The sequence below is a fragment of the Pseudomonas sp. Pc102 genome, assembly GCF_018408275.1.
Taxonomy (GTDB): domain Bacteria; phylum Pseudomonadota; class Gammaproteobacteria; order Pseudomonadales; family Pseudomonadaceae; genus Metapseudomonas; species Metapseudomonas tohonis.
In genome coordinates, this window is sequence record NZ_AP021905.1 from 2364291 (window position 1) to 2381199 (window position 16909).

Annotated in this window: 14 protein-coding genes; 8 read left to right on the top strand and 6 right to left on the bottom strand. The window is 68.2% G+C overall.

Annotated features, from left to right (window positions below; translation table 11 throughout):
* Positions 1–2763, top strand: coding sequence for a hybrid sensor histidine kinase/response regulator (locus PHLH3_RS11020; RefSeq protein WP_244863017.1), 2763 nt, complete (start codon positions 1–3; stop codon positions 2761–2763).
* Complete coding sequence (locus tag PHLH3_RS11025; RefSeq protein ID WP_213629223.1) at positions 2760–3767, top strand: two-component system response regulator; 1008 nt, start codon at positions 2760–2762, stop codon at positions 3765–3767. The genes PHLH3_RS11020 and PHLH3_RS11025 overlap by 4 nt, the downstream gene beginning before the upstream one ends.
* Positions 3768–3807: 40 nt before the next feature.
* Here PHLH3_RS11025 and panB read toward each other — a convergent pair whose 3' ends face one another.
* Positions 3808–4635 (bottom strand): 3-methyl-2-oxobutanoate hydroxymethyltransferase, encoded by an 828-nt coding sequence (gene panB / locus PHLH3_RS11030; RefSeq protein WP_213629224.1) that lies wholly within the window; start codon positions 4633–4635, stop codon positions 3808–3810.
* Positions 4636–4720: 85 nt separating this feature from the next.
* Here panB and PHLH3_RS11035 point away from each other — a divergent pair, with 85 nt between their 5' ends.
* Positions 4721–5521 carry a helix-turn-helix transcriptional regulator gene (locus tag PHLH3_RS11035; protein WP_173179486.1) on the top strand — a complete coding sequence of 267 codons (801 nt, stop codon included), beginning with the start codon at positions 4721–4723 and terminating at the stop codon, positions 5519–5521.
* Here the strand turns inward: PHLH3_RS11035 and PHLH3_RS11040 are convergent.
* The 4 genes from PHLH3_RS11040 to PHLH3_RS11055 all read right to left on the bottom strand — a co-directional run bounded on the left by PHLH3_RS11040 (position 5518) and on the right by PHLH3_RS11055 (position 9321).
* Entirely contained in the window at positions 5518–6381 is an 864-nt protein-coding gene (locus PHLH3_RS11040) for a pirin family protein (protein ID WP_213629225.1), read from the bottom strand. The genes PHLH3_RS11035 and PHLH3_RS11040 overlap by 4 nt on opposite strands.
* A 66-nt stretch (positions 6382–6447) precedes the next feature.
* Entirely contained in the window at positions 6448–6867 is a 420-nt protein-coding gene (locus PHLH3_RS11045) for an OsmC family protein (RefSeq protein ID WP_184490820.1), read from the bottom strand.
* A gap of 79 nt (positions 6868–6946) precedes the next feature.
* Entirely contained in the window at positions 6947–8335 is a 1389-nt protein-coding gene (locus PHLH3_RS11050; RefSeq protein WP_213629226.1) for a methyl-accepting chemotaxis protein, read from the bottom strand.
* A 128-nt stretch (positions 8336–8463) separates the two neighbouring features.
* A complete protein-coding gene (locus tag PHLH3_RS11055) occupies positions 8464–9321 on the bottom strand; it encodes a transporter substrate-binding domain-containing protein (RefSeq protein ID WP_213629227.1) in 858 nt (285 codons plus the stop codon).
* A gap of 121 nt (positions 9322–9442) precedes the next feature.
* Between PHLH3_RS11055 and PHLH3_RS11060 the strand changes: the two genes are divergently transcribed.
* Entirely contained in the window at positions 9443–10474 is a 1032-nt protein-coding gene (locus PHLH3_RS11060) for an amidohydrolase family protein (RefSeq protein ID WP_213629228.1), read from the top strand.
* Between the two features lie 150 nt (positions 10475–10624).
* On the opposite strand, the gene PHLH3_RS11065 is transcribed toward PHLH3_RS11060, so the two are convergent.
* Complete coding sequence (locus PHLH3_RS11065; RefSeq protein ID WP_213629229.1) at positions 10625–10966, bottom strand: BRO family protein; 342 nt, start codon at positions 10964–10966, stop codon at positions 10625–10627.
* A 660-nt stretch (positions 10967–11626) separates the two neighbouring features.
* Between PHLH3_RS11065 and PHLH3_RS11070 the strand changes: the two genes are divergently transcribed.
* From PHLH3_RS11070 to PHLH3_RS11085, 4 genes are all read left to right on the top strand, one after another.
* Positions 11627–12091 (top strand): DUF3859 domain-containing protein, encoded by a 465-nt coding sequence (locus PHLH3_RS11070; RefSeq protein ID WP_173178321.1) that lies wholly within the window; start codon positions 11627–11629, stop codon positions 12089–12091.
* Between the two features lie 391 nt (positions 12092–12482).
* Positions 12483–14438, top strand: a complete 1956-nt coding sequence (locus PHLH3_RS11075; RefSeq protein WP_213629230.1) for a DUF1302 domain-containing protein — start codon at positions 12483–12485, stop codon at positions 14436–14438.
* Between the two features lie 55 nt (positions 14439–14493).
* Complete coding sequence (locus PHLH3_RS11080) at positions 14494–15864, top strand: DUF1329 domain-containing protein (protein WP_213629231.1); 1371 nt, start codon at positions 14494–14496, stop codon at positions 15862–15864.
* A 296-nt stretch (positions 15865–16160) separates the two neighbouring features.
* The gene (locus PHLH3_RS11085; RefSeq protein ID WP_111263457.1) at positions 16161–16880 is read left to right on the top strand and encodes a response regulator; all 720 of its coding nucleotides are present in this window, start codon (positions 16161–16163) and stop codon (positions 16878–16880) included.
* Positions 16881–16909: the final 29 nt, after the last annotated feature.

Consider the following 16909-nt stretch of genomic DNA (forward strand, 5'->3'; position numbering starts at 1 on the left):
ATGAGCGTGCTGCTGCCCAGCGCCTACTCACGGGACCTCGAACGCGCGCTGGAGCAGTACCGCAGTACCGGCGAGAGCCGCCTTTCCGGCTCCGAGCTGGAGCTGGTGGGCCTGACCCGTGACGGTCGCGAGATCCCCGTGCGCCTCAGCCTCGGCGTCTCCCACCGCGAGGGCCGGCCCTGGTTCGTGGTCTTCGTCGCCGACATCAGCGAGCGCAAGGGCATGGAGGCCGCCCTGCGCGACAGCGAGCAGCAGTACCGCTCGCTGATCCGCAACATCCCCGGCGTGTCCTTCCGCTGCCTCCTGGACGACGACTGGACCACCCTGTTCATCAGCGACGCGGTGGAGCGGCTCACCGGCTGGCCGGCCGAGGACTTCATCGCCCGTCGATGCACCCTCGCGCAACTGGCCCACCCCGACGACCGCGAACGTGTCGCCGACGAGGTCTACGCCGCCGCCCGCAAGGGCCGCAGCTATGTGGTGGAGTACCGCCTGCTGGATCGCGAGGGCCAGGAGCACTGGGTATGGGAAAGCGGCAGCGTCGAACTCGACGACCAGGGCCAGTCGCGCTGGGTCGACGGCGTGCTGCTGGACCAGACCGAGACCAAGCTGCGCAACGCCGAGTACGAAGGCAAGGTCAACGCCATCAGCAAGGCCATGGCGATGATCGAGTACGACCTCGACGGCCACGTGCTGGAGGTCAACGAGAACTTCCTCGACCTGTTCGGCTATTCCCGCGAGGAGCTGCTCGGCCAGCACCACGGCCTCTTCTGCGACCCCGAACTGGTGGCCAGCGAGCGCTACGCCCGCTTCTGGCAGGACCTGCGCCAGGGCATGTTCCGCTCCGGCGAATACCGGCGCTTCGGCAAGGGCGGCCAGGACGTGTGGATCCAGGCCACCTACAACCCGATCCTCGACGCCGACGGACGCCCCTTCAAGGTGCTCAAGCTGGCCACCGACCTGACCCCGCGGCGGATCATGGAGCAGGACCTGCGCAACGCCCGCGATCGTGCCGAACAGGCCGCAGCGGCGCGCAGCAGCTTCCTGGCCAACATGAGCCACGAGATCCGCACCCCGATGAACGCCATCATCGGTTTCTCCGAACTGCTCCTGGACACACCGCTGAGCGAGAGCCAGCGCCGCCACCTGCGCACCGTGCAGCACTCCTCGCGCTCGCTGCTGGGGCTGCTCAACGACATCCTCGACACCGCCAAGCTGGATCGCGGCGCCATCGAGTTGGAGCAGCTGGACTTTTCCCTGCGCGAGCTCTGCGAGCAGGTCTGCGCGGCCCAGCGCCTGGGCGCCGAGAAGAAGGGCCTGGCGCTGCACCTGGAGTACGCCGCGCACCTGGGCGACTTCTTCAAGGGCGATGCATTGCGCCTGCAGCAGGTGATCACCAACCTGCTGGGCAACGCCGTCAAGTTCACCGAGCGTGGCCAGGTGCGCCTGGTGGTGGACGGAGCCCCCGGCGCGCTGCGCCTGGCCATCCACGACACCGGCATCGGCATCGCCGAAGACCGCCTGGAAAAGATCTTCGACCCCTTCGCCCAGGCCGACGCCTCCATGAGCCGGCGCTTTGGCGGCACGGGCCTGGGCACCACCATCTCCCGGCAGCTGGTGGAGCTCATGGGCGGGCACATCCGCGTGCAGAGCCGCGAAGGCGAGGGCAGCGTATTCACAGTCGAGGTCCCCCTCGGCCGTGGCGCCCAGGTGCGCCAGGGCGAGCAGCGCCCGGTGGCGATCCCGGTACTGCCGCGCCTGCGCATCCTCGCCGCCGACGACGTGGCGCAGAACCTAGAACTGCTGGAGATCAACCTCAAGCGCCTCGGCCACGAAGTGAGTGGCGTCACTGACGGCCGCGCGGCGGTCGAGGCCTTTGCCGCGCAATCCTTCGACCTGGTGCTGATGGACGTGCAGATGCCCGGCATGGACGGCCTGGAAGCCACCAGCCTGATCCGTTGCTTCGAACGCCGCGAAGGGCGCCCGCCCGTGCCCATCATCGCCCTGACCGCCAGCGTGCTCGACCGTGACCGGCAGAACGCCCTCGACGCCGGCATGAATGGCTTCGCCAGCAAACCCCTGGATGTCCCTGAACTCGTGGCCGAGATGGCCCGCCTGCTGGAGGGCCGACAGGCCGTCGTCATCGACACCGTGCCCCTGGAGCGCGAGGTGGCCGCGCTGTTCGACTGGAACCGCGGCAAGGACCTCTGGGGCGGTCCGGTGCAGATGGCCGCCGCCATCGCCCGCTTCCTCAAGGAGCAGGACGACCTGCTCGCCCAGCTGCGCGCGGCGCTGGAACGCCAGGCCCTGGCGGATGTGGCGGCCATCGCCCACCGCCTGCGCGGCGCCGCCGCCAACCTCGGCCTGGGCCAGATGGCCAGCTGCGCCGGTGACCTGGAGCGCTGCGGGCTGGCCGGCAAGGTGGCCGAGCTGGAGCCGCTGCTGCACACCCTGGAGCGGGTGCTGGACACGGTACGCGACGCGCTGCCGCTGTTCCCCGGCAGCGCCGCGGTGCCGGTCGCCTCGGGCCCGGTGGACCTCACCCCCCTGATCCAGGCCGGCCGCGCCCTGGCCCAGGAACTCGAGCGTGGCGGGCTGGACGACGCCGCGCTGGAGACCCTGCGCCAGGGGCTGGAAGGCCGGCCCGGGCATTCGCGCTTGCAGGACCTGCAGGGTGCCATGGATGATTTCGACTTCGACCAGGCGCTGCGGCACCTCCACGACCTGCTGGCCTGGCTCGAGACGGGAGAGATTTCCGCATGACCGCTACCACCCCGGACAACCGCCTCTGCCTGCTGCTGGTGGACGACGAGCCCACCAACCTCCAGGTGCTGCGGCACATCCTCCAGGACGACTACCGCCTGCTGTTCGCCAAGGACGGGGCCAAGGCCCTGGAGCTGGCCGGGCGCGAGGCACCGGACCTGGTGCTGCTGGACGTGATGATGCCGGGCATGACCGGCCACGAGGTCTGCGCGCGGCTCAAGGCGGACCCCGCGACCCACACCATCCCGGTGATCTTCGTCACCGCCCTGGCCGACGTCGAGGACGAGGCGCGGGGCTTCGAGGTCGGTGCGGTGGACTACATCACCAAGCCGGTGAGCCCGCCCATCGTCAAGGCCCGGGTGCGTACGCACCTGTCCCTGGTGCGCCTCGACGAGCTCAAGCAGACGCGCCTGCAGATCGTCCAGCGCCTGGGCCTGGCCGCCGAGTACAAGGACAACGAGACCGGCCTGCACGTCATCCGCATGAGCCATTACGCGCGCATCCTCGCCCGTGCCCTGGGCTGGAGCGAGTCGGCCTGCGAAGACCTGCTCAACGCCGCGCCCATGCACGACGTGGGCAAGATCGGCATCCCCGACGCCGTGCTGCGCAAGCCCGGCAAGCTGGATGACGAGGAGTGGCGGGTGATGCGCGAGCACGTACGCATCGGCGCCGAGATCATCGGCGAGCACCCCAGCGGGCTGCTGCGCATGGCCCGCATCATCGCCCTGACCCACCACGAGAAATGGGACGGCAGCGGCTACCCCAATGGCCTGCGGGGCGAGGACATCGCCATCGAAGGGCGCATCGTCGCCATCGCCGACGTCTTCGATGCCCTCACCAGCGAACGCCCCTACAAGCGGGCCTGGTCGGTGGAGGACGCCATCGCGCTCCTGCGCGAGCAGAGCGGCAGGCACTTCGATCCGAGCCTGGTGGAACTGTTCATCAGCCAGATGCCGGCCGTCCTGGAAGTGAAGGAGCGCTGGGCGGAAGGGCAGGTGCAGTAGCCGCCCGGGTGCCGCAGGGCGGGCCGGGCGGCGCTCCGCCTCAGTCCGCCGCCTTCACCCCGAAACAATGCCCCGGCTCCGGGAACCGCCCCGCACGCACATCCCCGGCATAGGCCGCGAGCGCCCGTTCGATCTGCGGCGCCAACTCCGCGTAGCGCTTGACGAAGCGCGGCTGGTAGTCGCCGAACAGGCCCAGCACGTCCTCGCTCACCAGCACCTGGCCGTCGCAGGCAGGCGAGGCGCCGATGCCGATGGTGGGGATCGCCAGCTCCTCGGTCAGCTGCCGCGCCAACGGCTCGGCGGTCCCCTCGACGACCACCGCGAAGGCGCCGGCCGCCTGCATCGCCAGGGCGTCGCGGCGTATCCGCCCGGCGCCGGCGGCGTCCAGCCCCTGGGCCTTGAAGCCACCCATGGCATTGACCTGCTGCGGCATCAGCCCGACATGGGCCAGCACCGGCACGCCCCGGCGCACCAGGAACTCCACCGTGGCGGCCAGCTCCTCGCCGCCTTCGAGCTTCACCGCCGGGGCACCGGTTTCGCGCAGCAGCCGCGCGGCGTTGACGAAGGCCTGCTCGGGGCTGGCCTGGTAGCTGCCGAAGGGCAGGTCCACCGCCACGCAGGCGCGGCTGGAACCCCGCATCACCGCCTGGCCGTGGGCGATCATCATCTCCAGGGTCACGCCCAGCGTGCTGGGCATGCCGTAGAGCACCATGCCGACGGAGTCGCCGACGATGATCAGGTCCGCCTGGGCGTCCACCCAGCGCGCCATCGGCGTGCTGTAGGCGGTCAGCGCCACCAGGCTGCCGGCGCCCTTGCGCTGGCGGATGGCCGGGACGGTGAGTCGGGCGATGGGGCAATGGGTGCTCATGAAAGGCTCCTGGGCAGTGCACGGATGGGCGTGGCGCAGGCTAACATCGGCATTTTCCTGCTCACTTGAGCAAAAGGGACAGTCGATGTCGCCAGCGAGACAAGCACCGCCCGCCGTTCCCCCGATCCCCGACTACCCGCGCCTGCCGCGCCCGGTCTACCTGCGCATGTTCGATATCCCGGCGGGCCACCCCATCGAGATGCACAGCCACGACTGGGTGCAGTTCACCTATGCCCGCGCCGGGGTGATGCAGGTGCTCACCGAAGGGCACAGCTACCTGCTGCCCCCGCAATGCGCGCTGTGGATTCCCGCCGGGGTCCGCCACACCGCCTACAGCGAGCGGGCCATCGAGTTCCGCAGCCTGTACCTGGACGCCTCGGTGCTGGACGGCTATCAGCGCGAGTGCGCCGTGCTGCAGGTGACGCCCCTGCTGCGCGAGCTCATGGAGCGGGCCTCGGGCTTCCCCCGCGACTACCCGGAGCAGGGTGCCGAGGCGCGGCTGTTGCGTGTGCTGGTGGATGAGGTGCGCAGCCTGGAGGAAGCACCCTTCAGCCTGCCGTTACCGCGCGATGCGCGGCTGCGGCGGATCACCGACGCCTTGCAGGCGGACCCGGCGGACAACCGTGGCATCGAGGCGTGGGCGGGGCAGGTGGGGGCCTCGCGGCGAACCCTGGTGCGGCTGTTCCAGGCCGAGACGCAGCTGTCGTTCCGCGAGTGGCGGCAGCGCCTGCGCCTGCTCGCGGCGCTGCCCCTGCTGGCCGATGGCATGAGCGTCACCGCCCTGGCCAGCGAGTTGGGCTATGACTCCCTCTCGGCCTTCATCGCCCTGTTCCAGCGCCACTACGGCTGCACGCCGGGCGTCTACGGAAGCCGCCTGCGCGGCTAGCGCGGCAGTTCGATGCGCGTGGTCTCGCCGGGCACGTGCGGCCAGTCGCCGGCGGCCCAGCGGGCGCGTGCCGCGTCGATGCGCTGCGGGTCGCTGGACACGAAGTTCCAGTTCATCCGCCTCGGGCCGTCCAGCGGGGCACCGCCGATGATCACCAGGTGCGCGCTGCCACAGGCGGCCAGGCTGAACTGCACGCCCTCGGGCAGCACGGTGAGGGTGTTGATGGCCAGCGGCTGGTCGTCCAGCAGCACCTCGCCGTCCAGCAGGTAGACCGCGCGCTGTGGGTGCTCGGTGGGCACCAGCAGGGTGGCGCCGGCCTCCATGTGCACGTCGGCGTAGAGCGTCGGGGAGAGCACCGGCACCGGCGACTCAAGGCAGAAGCCGCTGCCGGCGACCAGGCGGATGCGCACGCCGAGGGCGTCCTGCTGCGGCAGGCTGGCGGCGCTGTGGTGGCTGTAGCTGGGCGCGCTCTCCTCCTCCTCGCGGGGCAACGCCAGCCACACCTGCAGGCCGTGGATGCGCGAGCCGCTGGCGACCCGCTCGGCCGGCGTGCGCTCGACGTGGGCGACACCGGCGCCGGCGGTCATCCAGCTGACATCACCGGGCTGCACGCGCTGGTCCGAGCCGAGGCTGTCCTTGTGCTGCAGCTCGCCCTCGAACAGGTAGGTGAGGGTGGAGAGGCCTATGTGCGGGTGCTGGCGCACGTCCATGCCCTGGCCGGGCGGGTAGGCGCTGGCGAGCATGTGGTCGAAGAACACGAAGGGGCCGACGCTGCGGCACTGGGCCGCCGGCAACGGACGGAGGATGGGCAACCCGGCGACTTCTTCGGCGCGGGGGCGGAGGGTGAGGATGTCTTTCATGCTGGGCTTCCGGCGCGGTGGGTGCGCAAGCATAGCGCGTCCGCGCGGGAAGCCCAGAGGGGCGGGTTACTGGCTGAAGTCGCCTTCGGCCAGGCGGGTCTCGATCTTCACCTCGGTGGTGGTCATCAGCTTGTGCAGCGGGCACTTGTCGGCGATGCGCAACAGGGTGGCGCGCTGGTCGTCGGTGAGGGCGCCGCGCAGGGTGAGCTTCACGCTCATGCCGTACAGGCCTTCCTTCTCCTTGCTGCTGTCGTGGACGACTTCGACACCGATGCCGGTCAGCGGGATGTCGTGGCTGCGGGCGTAGAGGGTCACGGTGAGGGCCTTGCAGGCACCCAGGGCGACGTCGAAGTAATCATGCGGCTCCGGCGCGCTGCCTTCGCCACCCAGGGCCTTGGGCAGGTCGGTGAACAGCTGGTGCTCCTCGCCGACCTTGATGCTGTGGCGATAGCCGTCCGCGGATTCGGTGGTGACGGTGATGGTCATTGGCAGTCCTCTGCGTGGTGTGGGTAGGCGGTCCTGTTCGCTTAGAGGCCGCCTACCGCCTGAGTGTTCCCGTGACCGTTCAGAGCAGCGCGCTGAGGCGTACATCGGCGCCAAGCACGCGTTGCAGTTCGCCACGGGGTCCGAAAACCGGCACCGAGACGGTGAAGCAGAAGTCGTCGGTGGCGGACGAACGGTACACCGGCGTGATGTGACTGGCGAGGCCATCGGCGACCGCGCGGAACCAGGGGCGCTGGGCCCAGTTGCGGCCCTTGCAGGAGTCGCCCTGGTGCGGCACGTCGAGGGCGAAGATGTTCTCCGAAAGCTGGGTGCCGGTGCGATCCACCAGGTAGAACAGCTCGATGTGCGCGTCACGCTTGAGCGTCTCGCCCAGCAGGGCCTCGGCCTGTGTGACCTCGCCCAAGAGCGCCGGCTCGCACGCCAGGCGCTCGATGCTGCGCTGGATGTCGCGGTGCATTTCCAGGCGGAAGTCGCCGAGGCCCTGCAGCAGGCGGTCGCCGTCCTCGCGCACGGCCTGGCTGTGGCGCAGCACCTGGCCGGCCTTGCCCAGCAGCTCGGCGGCCACCTGGGCGATGTTCTGCACGTCGCCGTTGATCGAACGCACGGCCTGGCCGATCTGCTCGGTGCCCGAGGCGATCTGGCCGACGCGGCCGTCCAGCTTGTCCATGGCCGCGCGGGTGCTGTCCAGGCCGGCGCCCACCTGCAGCATGCCCTGGTGCCCTTCGGCCACGGCCTGGTGCATGCGCTCACCGGCTTCGGCCAGCTGCGCCATGCCATCGCGGAAGCGTTCGATGATGCCGCTGACCTGGGTGGTGGCGTCGGTGGTGTGCCCGGCCAGGCGCCGCACCTCCTCGGCGACCACGGCGAAGCCGCGGCCGTGGCTGCCGGCGCGGGCGGCCTCGATGGCCGCGTTGAGCGCCAGCAGGTTGGTCTGCTGGGAGATGCTGGCGATCACGCCTATCACCTTGCTGACTTCCTCCAGCTGGCCGGTGAGGTTGCCGATCACGCTGCCCAGTTGCTGTTCGCTGGTGCCGATGGCATCCACCTGGCGCAGCACGTCCTGGCCGTTGCGCTGGCACTGGCGCAGGGTGCTGGAGACATCGCCCGAGAGCTTCGCCACCTCGGCGGCGCCGGGCACCAGTTCGGCATCGAGGGTGGTGGTGACCTCTTCGCTGGCGCTGGCGATCAGCTCGGACGACTGCGCCAGCAGTTGCCCGCTCTGCTGGTTGGCAGCGGCGATGCGCGCCAGCTCGGGGGCGTGGGCGGCAATGCCGACGGCGGCGCCGAGGCTGGTGCGGATGCGCTGTTGCAGGCCATCGACGAAGCCGTTGAGGCGGGTCATCAGCGGCGTGCCGGTGGGCAGGCGGGTGGTCAGGTCATGGGCGGTGAACAGCGCGTCGAGCGCGCCTTCGTCCGTGGCGCGGCGTGCGGGGCGCAGAAGCTGCAGCATGGCGATATCCCTCTCGTTGGGTCTGCGGGAGGTGCTGCAAGCGAAGTGCCATTACGGCACGGCCGGGATTTGCCGGGCGAAGGGCCGCCCGGGCTGCACCGGCACGGGTCGGGTGGGGCGTCCAGGCGCTACTTGAGTGCAGCCGGGTGGTACCAGAGCTCGTCGCGCTCGATGGGCGTGCCTTCCGGCAGGTCGGGGTTCACCAGTTCGATCACCCGGCGCCTTTCCATGCGCGCGCGGCGCAGCGTCTCGCCGTGGTAGCGCTGGAACAGGTGCTCGAAACTGCCGTCGGCGATGGCCGCCTCCAGGCCGCGCTGGATGGCGGCGGCCAGCTCGGGGCGCTGGCGCGAGGTGAAGAAGTAGAAGGCGGTGGGGTAATGCAGCACCAGGTGGTCGTCCACGGCCAGGTGCAGGCCGTTGGCCTCGGCGCGGCGCTGTTCGTCCCAGGCCACCACCACTTCGCGGGGGAACAGCTCGAAGCGGCCGGCGTCGAGCATGCGGAACAGGTTCTCGTAGCCCGGCGTGGTCACCACGGTGAGACCGTTGGCGCGCAGGATGTCGGTGTCGGGCCAGTCATGGCGCTGGCCCATGCGCAGGGCCTCGAGCTGTTCGCGGCGGGTGACGCCGGCGAGCAGGTCGCGCTGGTCGGCGCGCACCAGGAACACGCGCCAACTGATCAGGCCCTTGTAGATGGGGATGCGGATCGGCAACAGGTCGGCTTCGCGCTCGCGGGTGGTCATGGTCCACATCAGTTGCACGCGACCGTCGTTGCGTTCCAGGGACAGCTGCGCGCGGGACTGCGGCATGGGTTCCAGCGAGGGCTCCAACTGGTAGTCGCCGCCGCTGTGGGCCAGGGCCAGCCGCAACAACTCGACCACATAGGCTTCCGGGTCCTCGCCATTGGAGTGCAGGGGATAGACCAGGCGCTCGCCGGCAGAGGTGGCGAGGGCGGCGAAGCACAGCAGGAACAGGACGCAGCGCGGCATGATGGAATTCTTGTGGCGGAGCCTGCTGCAGCATAGTCGCAGTAGGCCATCAGAGCACCCACCTGAACCCGGCGGGCGTGGCGCCGGTCTACCTTTGCCATGACCGTCAGGAGGACGCCCCTTGCCCATCGCCCGCCATTGCCTCGCCGCCATCCTTGCCCTCTGCGCCTGCGCCGCCCAGGCGCGGGACTACCGCTACAGCGATTCGCACCTGCACTACGTGGACTTCTTCCAGGAAAGCGAGGGCATGCAGGGGCTGCTCGAAGCCATGGATGCGGGGGCCATCGACCACGTGATGATCTCCGGCATCCCGGTGGCCAAGAAGTGGCACGAGGATGAGCCCAAGCGCCCGCGCTACTACGCCGGCGACGATGCCGACGCCTACTGGTACACCGCAACCGATACGCTGGTGGCCGCTGCGGTGAAGACGCTGCCGGAGGACCAGCGCCACCGCTTCCATCCCTTCCTCAGCGGCTTCAACCCCAACGACAAGAACTCCGATGCGCACATCCGCCGCATGCTGGAATTGGACCCGGGGCTGTGGCAGGGCATAGGCGAGGTTTTCACCCGCCATGACGACCTCACCGCGCTGATCGACGGCGACACCCCGCGCGCCAACAACGAAGCCATGTCGCGCATCTACCACCTCGCCGCCGAGTACGACCTGCCGGTGATGCTGCACTCCAACATCACCTCCAAGCGCGAGCGCAACCCGCTGTACCTGGCGGAGATCGAAGAACCCCTGCGCAACCACCCGCACGTACGCTTCATCTGGGCCCACGCCGGCACCAGCATGGAAATCCACCGCCACCAGAAGAAGCTCGACTTCCTCCTGCCTACCTTGAAGCGCATGCTCGGCGACTACCCCAACCTCTACGTCGACCTCTCCTGGACCGTGCTCCAGCCCTACCTCCTGGACAAGAACGGCAAGCCCGACCCGGAATGGCTGAAGCTGGTGGAGAAGTACCCCGAGCGCTTCATGCTCGGCTCGGACGTGGTCGGCCGCTTCGAGGGCCTGGGCGAGTACCTGCGCGCCTACGACCCCTTCCTCGACGCCTTGCCCGAGGACGTGGCCAAGCGCGTGGCGCGGGACAACTTCCTCGCCGTGCTGCCGCGCAACCCCAAGCACCTGGAGCATGTCGCCGCCCCGTGATGCCGGGTTCAACCCGGCCAGCGGCACGACGCCGGGAGTGACGTAGGGTGGAGGTCGCTTTTCACCTCCACCAATCGGCGTCCCTGGCTGCGCATTTTCTGCCGACTGACCGCGCTCTTCGTAGGTGGGCTTCAGTGTGTAGCCCGGGCTTCAGCCCGGGGTGCGGTACATCCACAATTCCGGGAGCACGGCCTGGGTGACCCAGCGCCGCAGATTGCGGTTTTCCGGGTGGTAGCAGTAGGTGAAGAGCAGGGCATGCAGGCCGGATTCGCTCACCACCGTTTCCTCCTCGAAGCCGCCATGGGCGGTGCGCAGGTGCACGCGCTGGCGCTGGTCGTCGCAGAGGTTGGCGAGCAGGCGTTCGTGGAGGTCGGTGTTGAGCAGGCGGCGCAGGTCGCGGGTGGAGAACCAAGCCTCGTGGCCGATGAGGAAGGCGCGCAGCTGGCGGCGGTAGCGCAGGAAGTGGCGCGGCGTGATCTGGGGAAGCGTCATGGCAATGCTCCGTCCTTAGGGCTGGGGAGCCGCCACCGAATCCGTGAAGGGTGGCGGACCGTGCGAGTGTGGAAGTACCGGGCCAATCAAAACCGGGCCGGGCCGAAGCCCGCTCGCACAGTCCGCCATAGACTGCCGACGTGTTGCATGTCGCTATGGCGATTGATTGGCTATGTAGCGGGCTTCCACACCCGGTTGTGTCCCGAGGGGCACAACGGCGGGAACCCTAGCCAAGCCCCTTGTAGGCCGGCAATGCGGTCGTCGCGTAGGAATTTTCAGGCGGCACGCTTGTAGGGGCGACTTCAGTCGCCAAGCAGCCCGCAGGGCTGCCTCGGCACGGTGTTCCCAGGGAGCACCGCTGGTGGATGAAAAGAGCGTCATCCACCCTACGCATCGGCCAGCTCCTCACGTGATTTGGCGCACTGCCGTAGGTTGGCGCCGAGCGCAGCGAGGCCCAACGGTGCGGGGATCAACCTCGCGCGTTGGGCTTCGTACCTCAGCCCAACCTACGGAAGCCGTGTTTCCCTGCAGCACCGCCGGTGGATGAAAAGAGCGCCGTCCACCCAAAGCCCCGGTCAGCCTCGCAGTCGGGTCTCAACCTGTCATCAGTCGGTCATGAAGGTGTCATAGCCTCGCGCCATCTAAACCAAGGAGCGAGACATGAAAGCAACCCGACTGAGTGCACTGATCGCCCTCGGCCTGGCATCCGGCGTGGCGATGGCCGACGTACGGGTCGAGGGGCCGATCGAGTTCGGTGTCTTCGAAAGCCGTTACCAGGACTACCAGCCCGGCGAGCGCGTGCTCACCAGCAGCACCCAGAACATCCTGCCCACCGACCAGGTGCCGGCGAAGCTCGGCACCAAGTTCGGCATGCGCTACACGCTGGTGGGCAAGCGTGAGAACGACACCCCGCTGACCCTGCTCTACCTCACCCCGGGCGTGACCACCCCCGATGGCGTGCGCCACGACAAGTTCGAGGTGATCCAGAAGATGGCGCCCGGCGCGCCCCAGGACGTGATGGCCTACGAATTCACCGAGACCCACGAAGTGGTGCCCGGCGAATGGCGCTTCCTGGTGTTCCAGGGCGACCGCCTGCTGGCCGAGAAGCGCTTCGACGTGCGCTGACCGACCTGCGTTGCGAAGCGGACCCGGCCTTGTGCCGGGTCTTTTCGTTTCTGGCCGGATATCACCCGCCGTGATGATGTTTCGTGGTGGTTGGCGGTGAGTTCTTTCCTAAAAAATTACTGTTTTTAGCCGAATTGGACGGTTGGCAGTGCGTACACACTTTGTTACCTTGCCTGCACTATCGTACCAATTAACGATTCCCGCTCATTACAAGAACAACAGCGTGACCGTCGCCGGCGTGCATCCCGCGACGAAGATGGATACCTGCGAGAGCGCCGCCGAGGCCTGCCTGAACCGCCCGGACGCCGCTCCGCAGCCGAGAGAAAACAACAAAAGGGCCGGACGTAGAGCCAGCCCAGAAATCTTGGCCGTCAAGGGAGGTACGTTTGCTATGAAGAGGCATATCCGCTTATCCGGACTCGGATGCAGGCCCATGCAGGCGGGGGCTGCCTTCGGGCTGTTGCCCCTGCTGATCGCCGGGTCCGCGCAGGCCGTCGAGTTCAGCCTGATGGACAACCAGCTCAGCGGCTCCATCGATACCACGCTGTCCTACGGCGCCATGTGGCGGGTACAAGGCCGCGACAAGGACAACATCAGCGACATCAACGCCGACGACGGCAACCGCAACTTCGACACCGGCCTGGTTTCCGAGGTGTACAAGGCCACCTCCGACCTCTCGCTGAAGTACGACAACTACGGCGCCTTCGTGCGTGGCACGGCGTACTACGACACCCAGATCATGGACAAGCGCAACGACTACTACGGCACCACCGGTGGCGTGGAGCGGCCCAGCCAGTCCTTCCCCGATGACGACCATTTCACCCAGGACACCCGCCATATCGCCGGGCGCAAGGGCGAGATCCTCGACGCCTACCTCTACGGCAGCTGGGATGTGGGCACCATGCCGCTGGGGGCCAAGGTGGGTCGGCAGGTGATCAACTGGGGCGAGGGCGTGTTCTACCGGGGCGGGGTCAACACGGTGAACCCGGTGGACGCGGCCAAGTTCCACCTGCCCGGCTCCGAGCTCAAGGAGGTGCTGGTGCCCATGGAGGCGCTGAGCTTCAACCTGGGGCTGACCGACAACCTGTCCATGGAGGCCTTCTACCAGTGGAAGTGGAAGGAGACGCGCCTGGACCCGGTGGGCACCTACTTCTCCGAGACCGACCTGTTCGCCGATGGGGGGCATACGGCGTATACCACCTCGACCGACCTGGCACCGCTGATGCCGCTGTATGACGTGTTCGCCGGCTTCGGCCTGCTCGGCAATGGGGCCAATGGGCCGAACGCCTACCTCAATGGCGATACTGGCGTGTTCAAGGTCGCCAATATCGGCAAGGACCTGCAGGCAGACGATTCCGGCCAGTTCGGCGTGGCCTTCCGCTACATAGCCGAAGAACTCAACTCCACCGAGTTCGGCTTCTACTTCGTCAACTACCACGCCAAGGAACCGCAGATCGCCATCGATCTGAATGGCTACCAGGGCGTCGACCTGGCTGCCCTGGGCGGTGCACTGGCAGGCAATAGCCTGCCACCCGAGTACGCCGGTGCACTGGCGACCTTCGACCTGGCGAGCAACGCCCAGGCGCGGCGGCGCTATGTCGAAGACATCCGCATGTACGGCTTCAGCTTCAATACCACGGTGGGGGATGCATCCGTCTCCGGCGAGATCGCCTACCGGCCCAATGCGCCCATCGCCATTTCCGCCACCGATGACCTGCTCAGCGACCTGTTGCTCCAGGGCATCAATGGTTCCGACCTGGTCAATTCCGGGGTCGCCAACGATGCCGCCTGCGCAGCCGTCTCCGGCAAGCAGCTGTGCCGCAGCTCGATCTTCGACAACTACGAGCGGGCCGAGACCTACAACATCTCCCTGTCCACCATCTACAACTTCGGCCCGGCGCTGAGCTTCGACTCGGTGATCGGCGTCGCCGAGGTGGCCTCGCAGCACATCCGTGGCAGCAGCCTGAAGTACACCGCCTTCGACGGCTCGGTGCGCAAGTTCTCCAGTACGACCGACAAGGCCTACGAGGACGATCGCACCACCGACAGCGACCAGATCAGCCGCGATAGCTACGGCTACACGCTCCTGGTGTCCGGCAGCTGGAACGACGTCTACGCCGGGGTGAAGCTCTCGCCCTACCTGGTGTTCCAGCACGACTTCCAGGGCAATTCGGATCGCACCGGCAACTTCATCGAGGGCCGCAAGGCGCACACCCTGGGGATCGACGCCTCCTACCTGAACAGCTTCGAGGTGGGCCTGCAGTACACCGAGTACTACGGCGCCGGGCGCAACAACAGCACCCGCGACCGCGACAACGTCTCGCTCACCGCCAAGTACTCGTTCTGATGCCAAGCGCCCGGCCGTGATGCGCCGGGCCGTACAAGACAGGGAGATGCACCCCATGTTGAAGAAATACTCGTTGCTGCTGGCCGCCATCGTGCTCGCCGGCGGAGCCACCGACGCCCTGGCCGCGGTCTCCGCCGAGCAGGCCGCCACGCTCAAGTCGACCCTCACCCCGCTGGGCGCGGAGCGGGCCGGCAACGCCGCCGGCACCATCCCCGCATGGGCCGGCGGCATCACCCAGGCGCCGGCAGGCTACAAGGGCTCGGGCCAGCACCACATCGACCCCTTCGCCGCCGACCAGCCGCTGTTCACCATCACCAAGGCCAACCTCGAGCAGTACAAGGCCAACCTCACCGACGGCGAGATCGCCCTGTTCAACGCCTACCCGGAAAGCTTCCAGATGCCGGTCTACCCGACCCGGCGCTCCGGCTCGGCGCCGCAGTGGGTCTACGACAACACCCTGAAGAACGCGACCACCGGCAAGCTGCTCAACGGCGGCAACGGCTTTGCCGACGCCTACGGCGGCATCCCGTTCCCCATCCCGCAGAACGGCCTGGAGGCGATCTGGAACCACATCACCCGTTATCGCGGCACCTACATCGTGCGGCGCTCGGCGGAGGCGGGGGTGCAGCGCAACGGCGCCTATTCCCTGGTCACCTCCGAGGACGAGGCGCTGTTCCGTTTCTACGACCCCAAGGGCAGCTACGCCGACCTGCAGAACACGCTGTTCTACTACATGACCTTCACCACCGCCCCGGCGCGCCTGGCCGGCAACGGTGCGCTGGTGCAGGAGATGCTCGACCAGGTCAAGGAGCCGCGCCAGGCCTGGGGCTACAACCCCGGCCAGCGCCGCGTGCGCCGCGCGCCGACCCTGGCCTACGACACGCCGATCGAGTCCACCGACGGCCTGCGCACCGCCGATGACACCGACATGTACAACGGCGCGCCGGACCGCTACGACTGGACCCTGGTGGGCAAGAAGGAGATCTACATCCCCTACAACAACTACAAGCTCACCAGCCCCGAGGTGAAGTACAAGGACCTGCTGCTGCCCGGCCACGTCAACCCGAAATACACCCGCTACGAGCTGCACCGGGTGTGGGTGGTGGAAGGCAAGCTCAAGGCCGGGGCGCGGCACATCTACTCCAAGCGCACCCTGTACCTCGACGAGGACAGCTGGGGCGCCGCCGTGGTTGACCAGTACGACGGCCGTGGCGACCTGTGGCGCGTGTCCCTGGCCTACCTGAAGAACTTCTACGAGCTGCCCACCGTGTGGACCGCGCTGGACACCTTCCACGACCTGCAGGCGCGTCGCTATGGCGTGCAGTGGCTGGACAACGAAGAGGCGGGCACCGTGGACTTCAGCCAGCCATCCCCGGGCGACGCCGCCTTCAACCCCGCCGCGTTGAGGCGCAAGGCATCGCGCTGAGGGCTGTTCGAGTGGCCCCCCGCGTGCGCGGGGGTGACGGGGTGTGCGGAGGTTTCGAATCCACCGTCATCCCCGCGAACGAGGGGACCCACTAAGCGCAGCCGGCCACGTGTCCTTCCAGTGGACCCCCGCGTGCGCGAGGGTGACGGGGTGTGCGGAGGTATTCGAATCCACCGTCATCCCCGCGAAAGCGGGGACCCACTAAACGCAGCTTTTTAGTGGACCAGCAGGGCTGCTCGTCGCAGCGGCGCCGCGCTATATTCCCCGCGTTCGCATTGACGATGAGCGAGGGACCCATGGCCGGGCAGGTCAAGATTCTGGTGGTGGACGACGATTCCGAGGTACGCGAGTTGCTGCAGGACTACCTGGGCGGCCATGGCTACCAGGTGGAGCCCGCCTGCGACAGCACCGGCATGCGTGCAGCCCTGGCCGCCGGCCTGCCGGACCTGGTGCTGCTCGACGTCGGCCTGCCGGGCGAGGACGGGCTGAGCCTGGCGCGCTACCTGCGTGAGCACCACGACCTGCCGGTGATCATGGTCTCCGGCGCCGGCAGCCCGGTGGATCGCACCATCGGCCTGGAGGTGGGCGCGGATGACTACGTGGCCAAGCCCTTCGACCCGCGCGAGCTGCTGGCGCGGGTCAAGACGGTGTTGCGCCGTTACCAGCGCGTGCCCAGCGCCGTTGCCGTGGAGGCGCCCGCCGAGGCCGGCAACTGCCTGCAGCTGGGGGCCTGCCGCCTGGACCTGGACCGCCACCAGCTGTTCGATGCCAGTGGCGCGGAAATCCCCCTCACCGCCATGGAGTTCGACCTGCTCCAGGCCTTCGCCCAGCGCCCCAACCGGCCCCTGTCCCGCGACCAGTTGCTCAACCTCACGCAGAACCGCGACTGGAACCCCTTCGACCGCTCCATCGACATCCGCATCGCCCGGCTGCGCCGCAAGCTGGAGACCGACCCCGACAAGCCCCAGGTGATCCGCACCTTGCGCGGGGTGGGCTACATGTTCGTGCCGGGCTGATCACCTGGCCTCGCCGTCGACCGCCCCGT